Origin of the sequence: Parabacteroides sp. AF19-14 (assembly GCF_003635485.1) — a bacterium.
GTDB classification, from domain to species: Bacteria; Bacteroidota; Bacteroidia; order Bacteroidales; family Tannerellaceae; genus Parabacteroides; species Parabacteroides distasonis.
Genome location: NZ_QTMJ01000018.1, coordinates 15,778 through 31,917 on the forward strand (window position 1 = coordinate 15,778; position 16,140 = coordinate 31,917).

Here is a 16,140-nt window from a genome sequence, read left to right on the forward strand (position 1 = left end):
TATGCATAATAAACAACAAATCACCGGCTGGTTGTTCCTCCTGCTACTCTGCGTAGCGGGATGCGGCCAGCCTGTATCTAAAAAACAGAACACCATGATAAACTGGACAAAATTACCGGATCTACCGGGAGCAGCCGATACGGCTTCCCTTGGCGTTTCTGCCCCGTTCGCCGGCATCCATAACGGCGTATTGATCGTTGCCGGAGGTTGCAACTTTCCGGACAAACCCGTCACCGAGGGAGGAGCCAAGCGATATTATAGCGAGATATTCGTCCTTCTTCCTGAAGGCTGGAAAGAGATCGGCCGACTGCCTCGTCCCGTCGCCTACGGCGCTACGGTTTCCACCCCGGAAGGTATCGTTTGCATCGGAGGAAACAACAGTGATTCTTCCTTGGTAGAGGTCTCCCGCATCTCCTATAACCCCACGAAAGGAGAGGTAGCGGTTTGCGCCTTACCCTCCTTACCGTCTCCAATGGATAATCTCTCGGCCGCTTTTACCGGACAGGAGATTTACGTAGCAGGGGGAAATGAGAACGGACAGCCCTGCCATACCTTCTTACGCCTCAACCTAGCGAATATCGAAAAGGGATGGGAACAACTACCGGACTTCCCGGGAGCAGCCCGTGTACAACCGGTATTAGCGGCCGGAGAAAGTCCCAACGGCACACGTATCTATCTAGCCGGAGGCTTCCAGCCCATCCTAAACGAAGAGGAACCGATCGTCCCGACGGATGTATTGGTATTCGACCCGGCAACTTTTACCTGGCAACGAGAGACCGTTCTTCCCCCGTTTAAGGACGGAACGAACCGTACCCTAACAGGAGGCTGTGCCGTGACTTTCCAAACGGATAAAATCTTATTTATGGGAGGTGTGAACTACGATTGTTTCCTAGCCGCCATCGCCCGCCCGATCCATTTAGCAAAAGCGGAGGCGACGCAAGATTCAGCGGCCATTACCCGCCTGCAAGCGGAAGCCAAGGCCTATATGCACCATCCGGTAGAATGGTACCAATTCAATACCACCTTACTTCAATACGACCTATCCACGAAAGCATGGAGCGATCTGGGCGAATATGAGCAGTTGGCCCGTGCCGGAGCGGGAGCGGTTATCCAAGATGGCCGATTAACCATCATCAACGGAGAATTGAAACCGGGTATCCGCACGCCGCAAGTGAATCAAGCGAAATTATAATAGGGATTTAGTGGGATCGCTGGTAAGTTTGCCAACGATCCCTGTTTACTTTTCCCACCCGATTTTCAGTATCCGGAGTCTATTTAGAGCATACGTATCCCAAGGCAAATCCTAGACAATAAGCACGTAAATAATGTTCTTATATAAATCATTGAACATAAATATCTTAAAAAGACGATTATACTTTCCGCAAAACACGTACGTGTTTTTGGAAAAAGTCGTACATGTTTTTCGGGAAACACGTACATGTTTTTACTGAATCACACGACAGGAAACAAGAGCGTATATGGAAATATACAATAAGCCTGCATCAATCAAGATCGTTTTCGTTTCTCCCTCGGCTAGATACGGGCTCTCGTTTGCTATTAAATTTCCTGTTCCAAATCATGTACGCTCATCAATCTGATGGAAAAGCACATCTTCATTCCTAAGTGCTTCTTTAAAACGACTAGTTTAAACCATCGTTTTAGCTATTCGTTTTCATCACTTACAATTCTGGTAGGTAAAAATACGCTCTTTAACAACGTACAATGAAAGATAATTACAAAAGTCGGATTATGAAGAACTTATTTAATTACTGGTTTAAGACAAACAAGAAAAGCTTGTATGATCAATTAGGGAAAGAATTCAATGTCAGCGGCTTCCGTGTATATAAGTTAGCACACGGAAAAACCGCTTACTCTCATATGGATAGATTAATATTGGAGAAATTGCTTGAATTGAAGATTATCAGTGAAATCGGGTTCAGAATCTAAAGGTCCCCTCATTTCATACTTTCTTCTTTATAATTTATACGGACACCATACTTCGTGTATATTCGGTCTAACCCCATCAGGCCGCTGGGGTTAGGCTCGCTTTGCGCTTTACCGGATAAGATCTCCTCGCTCATCGTGATTAGATCCTTTACCCGTTGAGGGGTTTCCTTGTTCATTCCGAAATAATGTCCGGGGTAGAGGTATTTGATATCATATTTCTCGATCACCGCACTCATCTTCTTACAAGTAGATATGAGCGTAGAAAAGTCAACTCCCAGCAATAGATTACTGGAGCCGAACGAATCGCCGCTAAAACCATAAGCGGCATCCTTATCCACAAAAGTGGTTGAGCCGGGAGTATGCCCGGGAGTAAAGACTATCTCTAGGATACGCCCACCTAAATCTAGGATTTCACCGTCTTCAAGGAAACAAACTTTGCCTTTATAATTCGGCATAAATTCCGGTATACCTATCGTATCAGCCGGATTGATATAAATCTCCGGGAAATAATCAATAGCCGAGCCTGTATGGTCCGGATGCACATGCGTGGCGACCAGCGTAACCGGCTTATCCGTGATGGAAGCCACGAGCTTATCCAAATCCTTGATCTTTGTTCCGGCATCAATCAAGATCGCTTTCGTTTCTCCCTCGACCAGATACAGGCTCTCGTTCGCCATTAAATGACCTGTTCCAAACCATGTATGCTCATCAATCTGATGGAAAATCACATCTTCATTCCTAAGCACTTCCTTCTCCTCGATACCCGCCGTCTGTGCCTGGCAGAACAAAGCGATCCTTGACAGGAGCAACAACATCATTAATAAACCTAGTTTTTTCATTATCATATTCATTTTTAATTGTAGAGACGTAGCGTGCTGCGTCTCCTTTCGCCTAATAGTATTAAATCGCCGCGATCTTCCGAAGGCTTGCGTCCCATTTCGGCTCGGCGTGGATGAGACGGATAGCTTCTTCCGGCGTGTCGGCTACCGCCCACATCTTGGCGTGCTGGGGACGCATGAAATTCTCGTTCATGGCGTTCCTCAAAAGTTCCAACAAGGGATCATAGTAATGATTAATATTGAGGATTACGATCGGATTGAGGTAGAGACCGAGTTGTTTCCAAGTGATGATCTCCAGAAGTTCCTCTAATGTACCGCATCCACCGGGAAGGGCGATCACCGCATCCGAGAGGTTTGCCATGAGCTGTTTACGCTCGTGCATCGTCTCGACCTCAATCAACTCGGTCAAGCCTTTATGATACCAATCCTGCTCCACCATAAAATGGGGGATAACGCCCGTTACCGTTCCACCAGCCGCTAACGCAGCGTCGGAGACAGCGCACATCAAACCGATATTCCCGGCACCATTGACTACCCGTAGTTTTCGCTCCCCCAAAAGACGCCCCAATTCCTTGGCGGCGTCAAAATAAACCGAGGGAATCTTCGTGCTGGATGCGCAATACACGCAAACAGACGAGATGTTATTTATCTTCTTTTCTTCCATATCTTTTTATTCTTGATTTATATCGTAGCCAAATAAGGCGAAATCCCCCAGACAAGGATCATCGGGGAAGACTTTCGCCAATGCGTCCGTTATCTCACGGGCCGTACGAAGGGTAGCGGTTTTTTGGCCTGTCAAGCCCAAGCGCAAGGAGATCTGGTGCACATGCGTATCCAACGGGATGATTAATTGGCGGGGATGCACGGCTGTTCTCCAGATACCGAGATCGACGATACCATCCGTACGCACCATCCAACGCAAGAACATCGCCAGACGCTTACAAGCGGAAGTCCCGTGCAAGACCGGAATGCCATTGAGATCAGCAAAAAGTTGTCGCAACCGCAAGATAGGATCTTCGCAAGGACCGGCGGCGGCCATAGCGTCTTCCATACAGTCGTAGGTATCGTATATATCCTTTAGGCGACAACAAAGGAGATGCAGATCATGATAGGTATAAAAACGGTAAAAGGTATCCCGCCCGCGAACCGGGCGGTTCCGTAGGGGAGCGAAAGAAGTCTCTCCGGTACGGATAAACTCGTAAGGACTTTCGCCCATCAGCCGGTGTAGCTCTTCCGCTTTTTGGAGAATATGCGCCCTGCGACCGTAAGAGATCCACGCCGTCAGGAAAGCCGATATCTCAATATCCCGTTTCTCCGTAAACCGATGGGGGAATCGCACCGGATCATCCTTGATAAACGATTCCGTATTGTACGTTTTCGCCCATTCACGAAGTAAAGAGATGGTCTTTGTATCCATGTTATTTCTTCTTTAGAAAATATTGCCGCTCGGGTTCCGGATAATGCTCGATAGCGTAACGAAGCGCCGTACGAGGAAGACGAGTAGCGTTGCGTTCCAAGAAATCGGTAAGCGTCTGCCGCTCCTTTTTGCCGACCTCACGCAGCATCCACCCAACCGCCTTATGCATCAAATCGTGTTTATGACCGATCAACCGTTCGGATAACTCCAAAGTATCCCCAAAATCATTCCGACGGATAAATGCCCACGTAGAGACGATCGAGATCCGTTGTTCCCATAAATTCTCGCTTTCCGCCAAACGGTAGAGGAGGGAACGATCTTTGTCCACCAAATACTCGCCGACGATATCCCGACAGGTTAAGTCTACCAAATCCCAGTTATTGCAACGCCGCATATTCTTCAGATAGAATCGGAAGATGGCTTCCCGCTCTTCCGGCATCACTTTCCGATCCTGGAAACGATAGACCAAAATCAGCAAGGCACATAGACGTGCCTCATGCCACGGACTATCCAGCAACAGCTGCAGCTCATCGAAAGGAGTCGCCTTATTAGCCTTCGCTATGCTGCGGGTTTGCGGGACAACCACCCCGAGAAACTGATCGCCCTCGCCATATTGACCGGGACCAGTCTTGAAAAAGCGGCTCAAATGAACCGCCTTCTCGGGTGTACCGACCGACTGTAGCTCGGATAGGATAAACGCCGCCGTCATGGCCGGAGTACCCGTGATACGGGACGATCGCCCTCCAAGAACCCGATCACGTTGTTGCATACCGTGCGTGCCATAATGATACGGGTTTCCATCGTCTGGGTGCCGATATGAGGGGTTAATACCACGTTGTCCATTTCCAATAACTCGGGGAGAGGATAGTCTCCAAACTCGAATACATCCAAACCGGCACCATGAATCGTACCTTCTCGCAAGGCTTTTACCAAGGCATGCTCGTCCACCAACGGGCCACGGGCCGTGTTGATCAGGATGGCGGAAGGCTTCATCTGCTTGAACTCTTCCTCGCCGAGGATATGATAGGTATCGGGGGTATAAGGGGCGTTCAAGGATACGAAATCGGCTTTCGCCAGAAGCTCTTCCTTGGAGACGTAGGTAACATTCAATTTGGTCTCGTCCTCGATGCAAAGCTGACGGCGATTGTGGTAGATCACATCCATGCCCAAAGCATTCGCCCGTTTCGCCAAAGCCTTGCCGATACGTCCCATACCGATAATACCCAAGGTCTGTCCGGTAACCGGCATACCGAGGTTCTCCAGTACACCGACCTTCATATCCTTACCAAGCGTACGCAGCTTACGATCACATTCCGTGATACGCCGGGCGGTATCCAGCATCAAGCCTAAAGCGATATTGGCGGTAGGGGCCGTGACAGGATCAGGCGTATTCGCCACCGTCAAGCCTTTCTCGAGGGCGTAGGCCACATCGATATTATTATAACCAACGGCGTAGTTAGCGATCAGCCGCAATTTCGACGCATGGTCGATCAACTCTTTGTTTACCGGGAAATCGAACATGGAGCAGAGCACATCGTACTCCGGTATCATCTCGAAAACCTCCTCATACGTAAAATCTCTTCCTTCGGGAAAGGTTACCTCGTACTTACTTTCCAGCTCAGTGAATCCCTCGCGGAACATGTCGTATGTCACTAATATCTTCATCTTGGATCTATTTGTTATTCAAAAAGCAAAAATACAAATCAATTGGCAATTAATTCCTAAATTTGTGACCAATATATATTTATTATGGTACTAAACTATATTTGGATCGCTTTCTTCTTGATCGCTTTCGTCGTGGCCGTAGGTAAACTGGTCATTGGTGGGGATACCGCTGTTTTTACCGAGATTATCAACGCTTCTTTCGCCTCGGCCAAGACGGGTTTCGAGATTTCGTTAGGATTAACGGGGATCTTGTCGCTTTGGCTGGGCATCATGAAGATCGGCGAGAAGGGGGGGGTGATACAAGCGTTCGCACGATTGGCGGCTCCCGTATTCAGCAAGCTTTTTCCGGATATCCCAAGAGATCATCCCGTGACCGGTTCTATCTTCATGAACCTATCGGCAAATTTACTGGGACTGGATAATGCCGCCACGCCAATGGGATTGAAAGCCATGCAACAGTTACAGGAATTAAACCCGAATAAAGAATCCGCCAGCAACTCCATGGTGATGTTCTTATGCATCAATGCCTCGGGACTGACCTTGATCCCGATCACCATCATGATGTACCGGGCGCAGTTAGGAGCGGCGAATCCATCAGACGTATTCCTGCCGATCATGCTCGCTACATTCACATCAACCCTAGTCGCTATTTTAGCGGTTTGCGTACGGCAGAAGATCAATATCCTCCAACGGAACCTAATCCTGTTTTTCGGGGGACTGGGGCTATTTATCGGAAGCTTGGTATGGCTATTCAACTCGATGGAACAAGAGCAAGTTTCCTTGTATTCGACCTTATTCGCCAACACGCTTCTTTTTACCATTATCTGCGGATTTATCATCAGCGGCATGCGTAAAAAGATCAATGTATATGATGCTTTTATAGAAGGGGCGAAAGAAGGTTTCCAGACAGCTATAACGATTATTCCTTATCTGGTAGCTATCCTAGTAGGTATCGGTGTCTTCCGGGCTTCCGGAGCGATGGATTTCATCATACAAGGCGTTCGTTTCGGCATCGCTTCGATAGGACTCAACACGGATTTCGTGGAAGCGCTGCCTACCATGTTGATGAAACCGTTAAGCGGGAGCGGGGCTAGGGGCATGATGCTGGACGCCATGAACACGTATGGGGCGGACTCTTTCGTCGGCCGCCTGTCATCCATCGTTCAGGGCTCTTGCGATACGACATTCTATGTAGTCGCTCTTTACTACGGTAGCGTAGGTATCCGTAATACCCGCTATACGGTACAATGCGCCTTGTTAGCGGATCTGGCCGGGGCGATAGCGGCGATAGCGATGGCTTATCTGTTCTTTTAACATTCCATGCAATCAATGGATTTAAAATGAATCTATTTAAAATCGAATGATTACATTTGTAACGAAATTTCAATACGATAAATAGACCTTATGGCAATAGCATATTACGCCGAAGATATCGAGCTTCCGGCAATCAAGAAAAGAGCGGTTAGCGGCTGGGTCAAGGCTGTGGCCGAGACATACGGAAAGAAAACGGGAGATATCAGCTATATCTTCTGTTCCGACGAGAAGATATTGGAGGTAAACCGCCAATATCTCCAACACGATTATTACACGGATATCATTACCTTCGATTATACGGAAGGAAATAAGATCTCGGGGGACCTGTTCATCAGCCTCGATACGGTCAGGACAAACGCCGAGACATTCCACACGGATTATAACGAGGAACTCCACCGTACCATCATCCACGGCATCCTGCACCTTTGCGGTATCAACGACAAAGGCCCCGGCGAGCGGGAGATCATGGAGGAGAACGAGAACAGAGCGTTAGCGATCTTGCCGGAGGAATGTCGGGGATAAAACATCGATCAATCCCAAAAACACAAATATGAAAACAGAAGACATACCTTACGATTACACGTATTGCTACGCCACGGACGAGCAATGCCCGAAAGCAGTCCATTGCCTGCGTAGCCATGCCGCAAGGCTGAACGAGGAACAAGCGATCTCTCTTAATTCACGATTTACTGGAGATCAGAAACGCCATCCTAGATTGAATTGAATAACCCCATTATGATCTTTTCCCCTAAAATGATTGCTTCCACCGAATGAGTATTCCGGCTCCTTAAAGAAATGGGTACATCCTAAATTATAATTGGCGGAGATGACTAATCCCATGTCAAAGGTATAGCCAAACCCCATTGAAACGGAGAAATCACAATTCCGGATCTCTTCTTTTTTATCACCGGAGAAATCGTACTCGCTCTGGTGCACCGGAGTAGGACCTGAGACGAAAATATAATTCGAAGCTTTCGCCCTTACATTAAAGCCAACTTGTGGGCCCGCGAAAAGATGGAATCCTCGATACAAATAAAATTTAGCGTAAATAGGAATATTTAAATAATCTGCCTTTAGCCGGGCTGTCTCGCCTTTAGCGTTTTCTTTTTGATAACCTTGCATAGAATAATAAACACCCGGTTCTAAAGCAAACAGTTTACTAAAACGTATTTCCTCCGCCACACCAATATTTAACCCCGGACGCATGTCCGCAAAACTTTCGGGATAAGTATTTGCCAAATTCAAGCCAATCCTAGGAATAAAATGGAACTCTTGAGCATCGGCTCGCGACAAAGAGAAAACAAACAAGATAAACAGTAATACAACTTTTCTCATAACTCCTACATTTAAAACATATCTATATTTATAGATGATTTAAGATACATAAAAGTTGCACTCCCTATCTCATTACTTCACATTAGGGGAGGCACTTCTTCCTCCACCATGATGGTAGCAGCCTTGACAGCTCAAGCACCAAATATTACTCGATCAACAACGGCTCCTGTTTTCCCGAATCATATACGACAAACATAGAGCCGTCTTTCTCGATCATGACGCCACGGCCTCGTTCCTTCTCCTTGTTTTCTTGATTATCGACATTCACGGCAATCACTTTATAATGATAGAAAGTCGTGATATCATCGAAAATGGTATGACCTACAAAGATGCGGTTCACATTATATTTCTCTAATATTTTCCGCAAATCATCCCGGTCTAGCGGATGATACTTATCCGCGCTACGTACCATACCCCGATACCAGATCGGTCCATACGTAGCGAACATAAAAGAAAGATCGGAGCCTTTATCTATATTACGTTCTTTTTTCGTCAAGAAGAGACCATCGCTCACGATCTCATTCACGGTAGGGATATCGTAATTCCGGTCTAAAAACTCCTTGCTCAACCCAGCATGGACAAACAGGTTATCTCCGACCACTTGTATAGAGTTACGAGTTTTCAACCAATGTCCCAACTCGCTTTTCTGCCAAAGCTCCGGATAGGTCATTCCTAAAGTATCCGCCAATTGAGTATATTTCTTCTTCGTATATCGCAAATCATTTCCCAGAACCATGGTCTCATGATTTCCGATTAAGAAAGTCACTTTTCCACCGGCATCCTCCGCTTCTTTCTCCAATTTGTAGATCAACCAATAGATAGGGAGTACATCCACGCCCCGGTCAAAGACATCACCGATTATTACCAATTGGTTAGTCCCGAAAATCCAATTATAGTCCGCATCGATCACTTTTCCCGCCTTTAACAGGGAGGCGAAACAAGACCAGTTCGCATGTGGATCTGAAAGAACAAATGTCTTCTCCGGTTGCACATCTTTCCATTTCGGACGAGAGACGGAGTGTATGGTTACCGGAAACAATCTCTCCCCGTTATCGGAAAACACCTCGAATGAAAAGGTGGTAGGTATACTTTTATAATGCTTATCCAATAACCGGCCTTTCCCATCTACAGATATCGCACGCATACTACCATCATCCGCTTTCAATAGATAGGGACCATCGATCGATAACTTCTCGATCGCTTGACGAGGTTTCTTATCTTTCCCATAAACCGGACTGAAGCAAGAGGTCAGTAAAACCAGGAAAACAAGGATACGGCATTGAATAGAATTCATAGCAGCTTAAATCTTTAGTTCGTTAAACCTGAAAACAATGTATGTATTTATTATACAAATATAAACGAATTCTTTCACGAACACTCACTATCTTCGCGTAAAATAAAAGGGAATAAAAATGACTTTCAATTACGACGTAATAGTAGTAGGCGCAGGACATGCCGGCTGTGAAGCCGCCGCCGCCGCGGCGAATCTAGGATCAAAGACGCTTTTGATCACGATGGACATGAACAAGATCGCCCAGATGAGTTGTAACCCGGCAGTCGGGGGAATCGCCAAAGGACAGATCGTACGAGAGATCGACGCGCTAGGCGGATATATGGGAATCGTGACCGACCAGACCGCTATCCAATTCCGTATGTTAAACCGGAGCAAAGGACCGGCCATGTGGAGCCCGCGTGCCCAAAGCGACCGTGCCCGTTTTATCGATTGCTGGCGGGGCATACTGGAGAATATGCCGAATCTATCCATCTGGCAGGATATGGTTCAAGAACTGATTATCGAGCATGGACAAGTCTGCGGCGTTCGTACGGGAATGAATGTCGTATTCCGTGCCGGAGCGGTGGTGCTTACGAACGGGACCTTCCTAAACGGCCTGCTTCATATCGGAAGAACCCAGATACGGGGCGGACGTATCGCCGAGCCTGCGGCGACCGGACTTACCGAGCAACTCATCTCTTTAGGTATCCAAACAGATCGTATGAAAACCGGAACACCGGTCCGTATCGATGGCCGGAGCGTTCACTTCGATGAAATGGAGGAACAACCGGGGGAGAACGATTTCCATAAGTTCTCCTACATGGATACTAGTCATCGTAAATTAAAACAATTGAGTTGCTGGACTACCTTTACGAACGAGACTTGCCACGATATATTACGGGAAGGTCTCCCCGACTCTCCTCTTTATAATGGACAGATCAAAAGTATCGGTCCCCGTTATTGTCCTAGTATCGAAACGAAAATCGTGACGTTCGCCGACAAGACGCAGCATCAACTATTCCTAGAGCCGGAAGGCGAGACCACGCAGGAATACTACCTAAATGGCTTCTCCTCTTCCCTACCCTTGGATATCCAGCTTCGTGCGCTCCAAGCGATCCCCGCTTTCCGTGACGTGCAAATCTATCGTCCCGGATATGCGATTGAATACGATTTCTTCGACCCGACTCAGCTAAGACACAATTTGGAGACCAAACAAATCCGAAATCTTTTCTTCGCCGGACAGATCAACGGGACTACCGGATACGAGGAAGCCGGCGGACAAGGTTTGGTAGCGGGTATCAACGCCCACATCAATTGCCACGGCGGACAACCTTTTATCCTTGGAAGAGATGAGGCTTATATCGGTGTCCTTATCGATGATTTGGTAACAAAAGGCGTAGACGAGCCTTACCGTATGTTTACCTCTCGTGCGGAGTACCGCATCTTACTGCGCCAAGACGACGCAGATATGCGACTCACCGAGAAATCCTACCAAATGGGATTGGCCAAACAAGACCGCTACGATTTACTGCGAGAGAAAAAAGAGAGCCGTGACGCTATCATCCGTTTTGTGGAGACCTACTCCGTAAAGCCTCAATATATAAATAGCGGTTTGGAGAAACTGGGCACAGCCCCCCTATCCCATGGTTGCAAATTATTCGATGTCGTACTCCGTCCGCAGACTACCTTAGAGAACCTAGCGGATCTAGTTCCGGCCCTTCGTGCGGAGCTGGACAAAGTCCCGGCCTCTCGTAAGGAAGAGATCATCGAGGCCGCCGAGATATTGATTAAATATAGCGGCTACATCAAACGAGAGCAAATCATAGCGGACAAGATAAACCGCTTAGAGAATATCCGGATCAAGGGTAAATTCGATTACAATTCTATCCAGTCTTTATCTACGGAAGCCCGCCAGAAATTGACCCGGATAGACCCCGACACGATCGCTCAAGCGAGCCGCATCCCGGGTATTTCCCCTAGCGACATCAACATCCTTTTGGTACTGCTCGGAAGATAAAACACGAAATGTTCCACGTGAAACATATTAAAGAAGATATTCAAATGAATGAAGCTAAAACACTGGTTATACGAGGAAATCTGGTAGATATAATCAACAGGCGCACCTTCGGGGCAGAGATTTCAATCCTAAACGGGCATATCGGAAAGGTAACCCCTACCGGACAAGATGAGGGATATTACCTCCTCCCCGGCTTTATTGACGCGCATGTCCATATAGAGAGTAGCATGGTAACCCCTGCGGCATTCATTCACGCAGCCGTACGCCATGGCAGTATCGGTGCCGTGGCGGACCCTCATGAGATAGCGAATGTAATGGGTACCGAAGGAGTCGAATATATGCTCGACAACGCGAAAAGGATTTCTTTCTACACATGGTTCGGTGTCCCATCTTGCGTACCGGCTACGATTATGGAAACCTCCGGTGCGATCATAGACGCAGATGAAACCGCTCGTTTGTTGGAACGAGAGGATCTACACTTCTTGGCAGAGATGATGAATTACCCCGGAGTCTTAAATAAAGATCCGGAAGTTATGCGCAAAATAGAAGCCGCGAAAAACGCAGGGAAACCCATCGACGGACATTATCCCCTAGCAACAGGCCCCAAGCTAAAGGCATATATCGAGTCTGGCATTTCCACCGATCATGAAACCATCTATCTAGAAAAAGGCCGTGAGAAATGTGATCTTGGGATGCATGTCCTTATTCGGGAAGGAAGCGCAGCGAAAAACTTTGACGCACTTCATCCGCTATTGAAAGAGTATCCCGAACAAATCATGTTCTGTACGGATGACGCGCATCCTTCCTTTTTAAACAAAGGACACATAAATAGGATGGTAAAAAAATCGCTGGATTTAGGATATGATCTATATGATGTATTACGGGCCGCTTCCTATAACCCGGCCATGCACTATAAAATTCCCGCAGGTTTCTTACGAGAGGGAGACTCCGCCGATTTTATCCAAGTAGACAATTTAAAGGATCTAACCATACAGGCAACCTATATACAAGGAACCCGTGTATACGATGGAGAGAAATGCATGCTTTCACTCCAAAAGCCTATACATCGCAATAATTTCCACACGAAACCGATCCCATTAGAAAAGCTAGCGGTAAAAGCGAAAGGGGAACAGATGCGTGTCATTGTTTGCGAAGACCGCGAATTAATCACGAAAGAAGAACTATATCCTGTACATACATTCGATGGATTTGTAGAATCGGATACAGAACGAGACATTTTAAAACTCGTCATTCTAAATCGCTATCAAACGGCTCCTCCGGCTATTGCCTTTATAAAAGGAACAGGGCTCAAGCTCGGTGCCATCGCTCAAAGTATTTCCCACGATAGCCATAACATCATCGCTATAGGTGTTACCGATTTCGAGCTTATGCAAGCGATCAATGCGGTAATAAAGGCTAAAGGTGGAATCGCAGTAAGCAGTATGGACGAAGTCACTCTCCTGCCCTTGCCGGTAGCGGGATTGATGAGTGACGAATCATTGGAAGAGACGAGCCGCCGTTACGAAGAGATCGAGGAAAAGATCAAACGGTTAAAGACACCGATGGATTCATTACAAATGACGCTTTCTTTTATGGGATTGCTGGTGATCCCATCCTTGAAACTTAGCAACAAAGGTTTGTTCAATAGCGAGACATTCCAATTTACTTCCCTATTCGTATGATAGCCGATAAAGACGAACATATCAAGACGATCCTATCGGTCATTCCGGAAAAGCCGGGATGCTACCAGTATTTCGATGAAAACGGAACGATTATATACGTCGGCAAGGCGAAGAACCTAAAACGACGGGTATCCTCTTATTTCAACAAGGTACATGATAGTAATAAGACCCGTGTGTTAGTCAAACAAATCCGGGATATCAAATATATAGTCGTCGATACGGAAGAAGACGCGTTACTACTGGAAAACAACCTCATCAAACAGTATCGTCCCCGCTATAACGTTTTATTGAAGGACGACAAAACCTACCCTTCCATCGTGGTAAAGAACGAGTACTTTCCCCGGGTTTTCCAAACCCGGAACATCGTTCGGGACGGATCGCAATATTACGGTCCTTATCCCTCTTTGTTCACGGCGAAAGTGATGCTACAGATGCTAAAGGAACTTTACCCTTTACGCACTTGCAAATATCCCCTCACTCCCGAATCCATCGCACAAGGACGCTATAAGGTTTGTCTGGAATACCATATCAAGCGTTGTAAAGGGCCTTGTGAAGGCTTGCAATCATTGGAAGAATACCAGCAAAATATTTCCGAGATCAAAGAGATTCTGCGAGGCAACATCTCGCAAATTAGCAAACACCTCTATGAGGAGATGCAATCGCTCGCTGCCGAGCTCAAGTTCGAGGAAGCGCAAAAGATCAAGGAAAAATACGAAGTCATCGAGAACTACCGTTCTAAATCTACGGTCGTAACCCCGATGCTACATAATATAGATGTATTCACGATCATAGAGAATGACCATTCCGCTTATGTAAACTTTATGCATATCGGAAACGGGGCGATCGTACAAGCCTATACATTCGAGTATAAAAAACGATTGGACGAAAGCAAGGAGGAATTGTTAAGCCTAGGCATTATCGAGATGCGGAATCGTTTTAAAAGCACCGCCCGGGAGATTATCGTGCCTTTCAAGCTGGACATGCAGCTAGAGAATGTCACTTTCACCATTCCCCAAAGAGGAGATAAAAAGAAACTGCTTGATTTATCCGAGATGAACGTTAAGCAGTTTAAGGTAGACCGCTTGAAGCAAGCGGAAAAGTTGAATCCGGAACAACGGAATACCCGTATCTTGAAAGAGATCCAAGAGGCCTTGCATCTGGAAAAACTGCCCGCTCATATCGAATGTTTCGATAATTCAAACATACAGGGAAGCGATGCGGTAGCGGCTTGCGTGGTATTCAAGATGGGGAAACCGTCCAAGCAGGAGTATCGTAAATACAATATAAAGACCGTAGTCGGTCCGGATGATTACGCCTCCATGAAAGAAGTCGTCCGTAGGCGTTACGGGCGAGCGATCGAGGAGCGATCTCCCCTACCCGACTTGATTATAACAGACGGTGGAAAGGGGCAAATGGAAGTGGTTCGCTCGGTGGTAGAAGATGAATTAGGCTTGTCCATTCCAATCGCCGGACTAGCGAAAGATGGTAAGCACCGAACCTCGGAGTTATTATTCGGGTTCCCACCCGTAACCGTTGGCATGCGTTTGGACAGTCCGCTATTCCATCTGCTTACCCGGATACAAGACGAGGTACACCGTTTCGCCATCACTTTCCACAAGGATAAACGAAGTAAGACCCAGACAAAATCCGAATTAGACACCATTAAGGGTATCGGTGAAAAGACAAAAGTATTACTTTTACGTCACTTTAAAAGCGTAAAACGAATCAAGGAAGCAAGCTTCGAGGAACTGAAATCCGTGATTGGCGAGGCGAAAGCCAAGGCACTACAAGAGGGACTGGATGGAAAGCGAACAGAAAGCGAACAAAAATAAAACAAAAGCGAACAAAAAGCGAACAAGATGAGAACAGTTACACAACGTGTGCAGCACGCTTCCGTCACGATAGACGGACAGCTTAAGTCCAAAATTGGAAAGGGGCTATTGGTATTAGTCGGTATCGAGGACAAGGATACGCAAGAAGACATTGAATGGTTGGCAAAAAAGATCACCAACCTACGCATATTTGACGATGAAAACGGGGTCATGAACCGCTCGGTTATCGAAGCGGGAGGCGAGATCATGGTTGTCAGCCAATTTACCTTACACGCCTCTACGAAAAAAGGGAACCGCCCCTCCTACTTAAAAGCGTCTAAACCGGATATCGCCATTCCGATGTATAAAGCTTTTTGCGAAGAGGTAGGGCTTCAACTCGGAAAACCTGTACAAACCGGAACATTCGGAGCTGATATGAAAATTGAACTTTTAAACGACGGGCCGGTTACTATTATTATCGACTCTCAAAATAAAGAATAAGTATGGCAGATATAACCTTACAACAAGCCCAGCAAATGGTAGACTCTTGGATCAAGACCTATGGGGTCCGTTATTTCAATGAGCTTACCAATATGACCATCCTCACCGAGGAAGTGGGCGAGCTAGCCCGGATCATGGCACGTACCTACGGTGAGCAGTCTTTCAAGGAAAGTGACAAACACCGGGATTTAGGCGATGAAATGGCGGATGTGTTATGGGTATTGCTCTGTCTGGCCAACCAGACCGGAGTAGATCTTACCGCCGCTTTCGAGAAGAATCTCCAAAAGAAAACAGACCGAGATAAAGAACGACATATAAACAATCAAAAACTATAAGCAT

General features: G+C 46.8%; 17 protein-coding genes. 10 read left to right on the forward strand and 7 right to left on the reverse strand.

From position 1 onward, the window contains the following. Position 1 precedes the first annotated feature (1 nt). On the forward strand, positions 2 to 1,192 hold the full coding sequence (locus tag DWX33_RS16350; protein WP_122380687.1) for a cyclically-permuted mutarotase family protein: 1,191 nt from the start codon (positions 2 to 4) through the stop codon (positions 1,190 to 1,192). Between the two features lie 557 nt (positions 1,193 to 1,749). Further along, complete coding sequence (locus tag DWX33_RS16360) at positions 1,750 to 1,947, forward strand: hypothetical protein (RefSeq protein WP_227154305.1); 198 nt, start codon at positions 1,750 to 1,752, stop codon at positions 1,945 to 1,947. Positions 1,948 to 1,955: 8 nt separating this feature from the next. Here DWX33_RS16360 and DWX33_RS16365 read toward each other — a convergent pair whose 3' ends face one another. The 5 genes from DWX33_RS16365 to DWX33_RS16385 all read right to left on the reverse strand — a co-directional run bounded on the left by DWX33_RS16365 (position 1,956) and on the right by DWX33_RS16385 (position 5,868). Next, the gene (locus DWX33_RS16365; protein ID WP_122380688.1) at positions 1,956 to 2,786 is read right to left on the reverse strand and encodes an MBL fold metallo-hydrolase; all 831 of its coding nucleotides are present in this window, start codon (positions 2,784 to 2,786) and stop codon (positions 1,956 to 1,958) included. A gap of 61 nt (positions 2,787 to 2,847) precedes the next feature. Beyond that, positions 2,848 to 3,450 (reverse strand): TIGR00730 family Rossman fold protein, encoded by a 603-nt coding sequence (locus DWX33_RS16370; protein ID WP_008773231.1) that lies wholly within the window; start codon positions 3,448 to 3,450, stop codon positions 2,848 to 2,850. A gap of 6 nt (positions 3,451 to 3,456) precedes the next feature. Next, complete coding sequence (locus tag DWX33_RS16375; RefSeq protein ID WP_005863824.1) at positions 3,457 to 4,203, reverse strand: TIGR02757 family protein; 747 nt, start codon at positions 4,201 to 4,203, stop codon at positions 3,457 to 3,459. A 1-nt stretch (position 4,204) separates the two neighbouring features. After that, a complete protein-coding gene (locus tag DWX33_RS16380; protein ID WP_048926921.1) occupies positions 4,205 to 4,912 on the reverse strand; it encodes a DNA alkylation repair protein in 708 nt (235 codons plus the stop codon). Then, positions 4,909 to 5,868 (reverse strand): 2-hydroxyacid dehydrogenase family protein, encoded by a 960-nt coding sequence (locus tag DWX33_RS16385; protein WP_005860460.1) that lies wholly within the window; start codon positions 5,866 to 5,868, stop codon positions 4,909 to 4,911. The genes DWX33_RS16380 and DWX33_RS16385 overlap by 4 nt, the downstream gene beginning before the upstream one ends. 84 nt (positions 5,869 to 5,952) lie before the next feature. Between DWX33_RS16385 and DWX33_RS16390 the strand changes: the two genes are divergently transcribed. From DWX33_RS16390 to DWX33_RS22615, 3 genes are all read left to right on the forward strand, one after another. Next, positions 5,953 to 7,182 (forward strand): nucleoside recognition domain-containing protein, encoded by a 1,230-nt coding sequence (locus DWX33_RS16390; RefSeq protein WP_122380689.1) that lies wholly within the window; start codon positions 5,953 to 5,955, stop codon positions 7,180 to 7,182. A 90-nt stretch (positions 7,183 to 7,272) separates the two neighbouring features. After that, positions 7,273 to 7,704 carry an rRNA maturation RNase YbeY gene (gene ybeY, locus DWX33_RS16395; RefSeq protein ID WP_005863817.1) on the forward strand — a complete coding sequence of 144 codons (432 nt, stop codon included), beginning with the start codon at positions 7,273 to 7,275 and terminating at the stop codon, positions 7,702 to 7,704. 28 nt (positions 7,705 to 7,732) lie between these two features. Beyond that, entirely contained in the window at positions 7,733 to 7,906 is a 174-nt protein-coding gene (locus tag DWX33_RS22615) for a hypothetical protein (RefSeq protein WP_005863815.1), read from the forward strand. On the opposite strand, the gene DWX33_RS16400 is transcribed toward DWX33_RS22615, so the two are convergent. Together DWX33_RS16400 and DWX33_RS16405 are read right to left on the reverse strand one after the other, a co-directional pair. Continuing rightward, positions 7,879 to 8,517, reverse strand: a complete 639-nt coding sequence (locus DWX33_RS16400; protein ID WP_122380690.1) for a porin family protein — start codon at positions 8,515 to 8,517, stop codon at positions 7,879 to 7,881. The two genes, DWX33_RS22615 and DWX33_RS16400, sit on opposite strands and share 28 nt — an antisense overlap. Before the next feature lie 145 nt (positions 8,518 to 8,662). Continuing rightward, positions 8,663 to 9,811, reverse strand: a complete 1,149-nt coding sequence (locus DWX33_RS16405) for a metallophosphoesterase (RefSeq protein WP_122380691.1) — start codon at positions 9,809 to 9,811, stop codon at positions 8,663 to 8,665. A gap of 118 nt (positions 9,812 to 9,929) precedes the next feature. Here DWX33_RS16405 and mnmG point away from each other — a divergent pair, with 118 nt between their 5' ends. Genes mnmG through DWX33_RS16430 form a run of 5 tightly spaced genes read left to right on the forward strand, consistent with a single transcriptional unit; the run spans position 9,930 to position 16,136 of the window. Next, complete coding sequence (mnmG, locus tag DWX33_RS16410) at positions 9,930 to 11,807, forward strand: tRNA uridine-5-carboxymethylaminomethyl(34) synthesis enzyme MnmG (protein WP_122380692.1); 1,878 nt, start codon at positions 9,930 to 9,932, stop codon at positions 11,805 to 11,807. 44 nt (positions 11,808 to 11,851) lie between these two features. Then, on the forward strand, positions 11,852 to 13,489 hold the full coding sequence (gene ade, locus DWX33_RS16415; protein WP_122380709.1) for an adenine deaminase: 1,638 nt from the start codon (positions 11,852 to 11,854) through the stop codon (positions 13,487 to 13,489). Then, positions 13,486 to 15,321 (forward strand): excinuclease ABC subunit UvrC, encoded by a 1,836-nt coding sequence (gene uvrC, locus DWX33_RS16420; RefSeq protein ID WP_005860442.1) that lies wholly within the window; start codon positions 13,486 to 13,488, stop codon positions 15,319 to 15,321. The genes ade and uvrC overlap by 4 nt, the downstream gene beginning before the upstream one ends. A gap of 27 nt (positions 15,322 to 15,348) precedes the next feature. Further along, complete coding sequence (dtd, locus tag DWX33_RS16425) at positions 15,349 to 15,801, forward strand: D-aminoacyl-tRNA deacylase (RefSeq protein ID WP_005860440.1); 453 nt, start codon at positions 15,349 to 15,351, stop codon at positions 15,799 to 15,801. A 2-nt stretch (positions 15,802 to 15,803) separates the two neighbouring features. Then, positions 15,804 to 16,136, forward strand: a complete 333-nt coding sequence (locus tag DWX33_RS16430; protein ID WP_005860438.1) for a nucleotide pyrophosphohydrolase — start codon at positions 15,804 to 15,806, stop codon at positions 16,134 to 16,136. The last annotated feature ends 4 nt before the right edge of the window (positions 16,137 to 16,140 follow it).

Coding starts and splice junctions, on each gene's coding strand:
- DWX33_RS16370 (WP_008773231.1), bottom strand. CDS start 3,450: ATGGAAGAAAAGAAGATAAATAACATCTCGTCTGTTTGCGTGTATTGC.
- DWX33_RS16400 (WP_122380690.1), bottom strand. CDS start 8,517: ATGAGAAAAGTTGTATTACTGTTTATCTTGTTTGTTTTCTCTTTGTCG.
- DWX33_RS16350 (WP_122380687.1), top strand. CDS start 2: ATGCATAATAAACAACAAATCACCGGCTGGTTGTTCCTCCTGCTACTC.
- DWX33_RS16375 (WP_005863824.1), bottom strand. CDS start 4,203: ATGGATACAAAGACCATCTCTTTACTTCGTGAATGGGCGAAAACGTAC.
- DWX33_RS16380 (WP_048926921.1), bottom strand. CDS start 4,912: ATGACGGCGGCGTTTATCCTATCCGAGCTACAGTCGGTCGGTACACCC.
- DWX33_RS16360 (WP_227154305.1), top strand. CDS start 1,750: ATGAAGAACTTATTTAATTACTGGTTTAAGACAAACAAGAAAAGCTTG.
- DWX33_RS16430 (WP_005860438.1), top strand. CDS start 15,804: ATGGCAGATATAACCTTACAACAAGCCCAGCAAATGGTAGACTCTTGG.
- uvrC (WP_005860442.1), top strand. CDS start 13,486: ATGATAGCCGATAAAGACGAACATATCAAGACGATCCTATCGGTCATT.
- ybeY (WP_005863817.1), top strand. CDS start 7,273: ATGGCAATAGCATATTACGCCGAAGATATCGAGCTTCCGGCAATCAAG.
- DWX33_RS16385 (WP_005860460.1), bottom strand. CDS start 5,868: ATGAAGATATTAGTGACATACGACATGTTCCGCGAGGGATTCACTGAG.
- DWX33_RS16405 (WP_122380691.1), bottom strand. CDS start 9,811: ATGAATTCTATTCAATGCCGTATCCTTGTTTTCCTGGTTTTACTGACC.
- DWX33_RS16390 (WP_122380689.1), top strand. CDS start 5,953: ATGGTACTAAACTATATTTGGATCGCTTTCTTCTTGATCGCTTTCGTC.
- DWX33_RS22615 (WP_005863815.1), top strand. CDS start 7,733: ATGAAAACAGAAGACATACCTTACGATTACACGTATTGCTACGCCACG.
- DWX33_RS16365 (WP_122380688.1), bottom strand. CDS start 2,786: ATGAAAAAACTAGGTTTATTAATGATGTTGTTGCTCCTGTCAAGGATC.
- dtd (WP_005860440.1), top strand. CDS start 15,349: ATGAGAACAGTTACACAACGTGTGCAGCACGCTTCCGTCACGATAGAC.
- ade (WP_122380709.1), top strand. CDS start 11,852: ATGAATGAAGCTAAAACACTGGTTATACGAGGAAATCTGGTAGATATA.
- mnmG (WP_122380692.1), top strand. CDS start 9,930: ATGACTTTCAATTACGACGTAATAGTAGTAGGCGCAGGACATGCCGGC.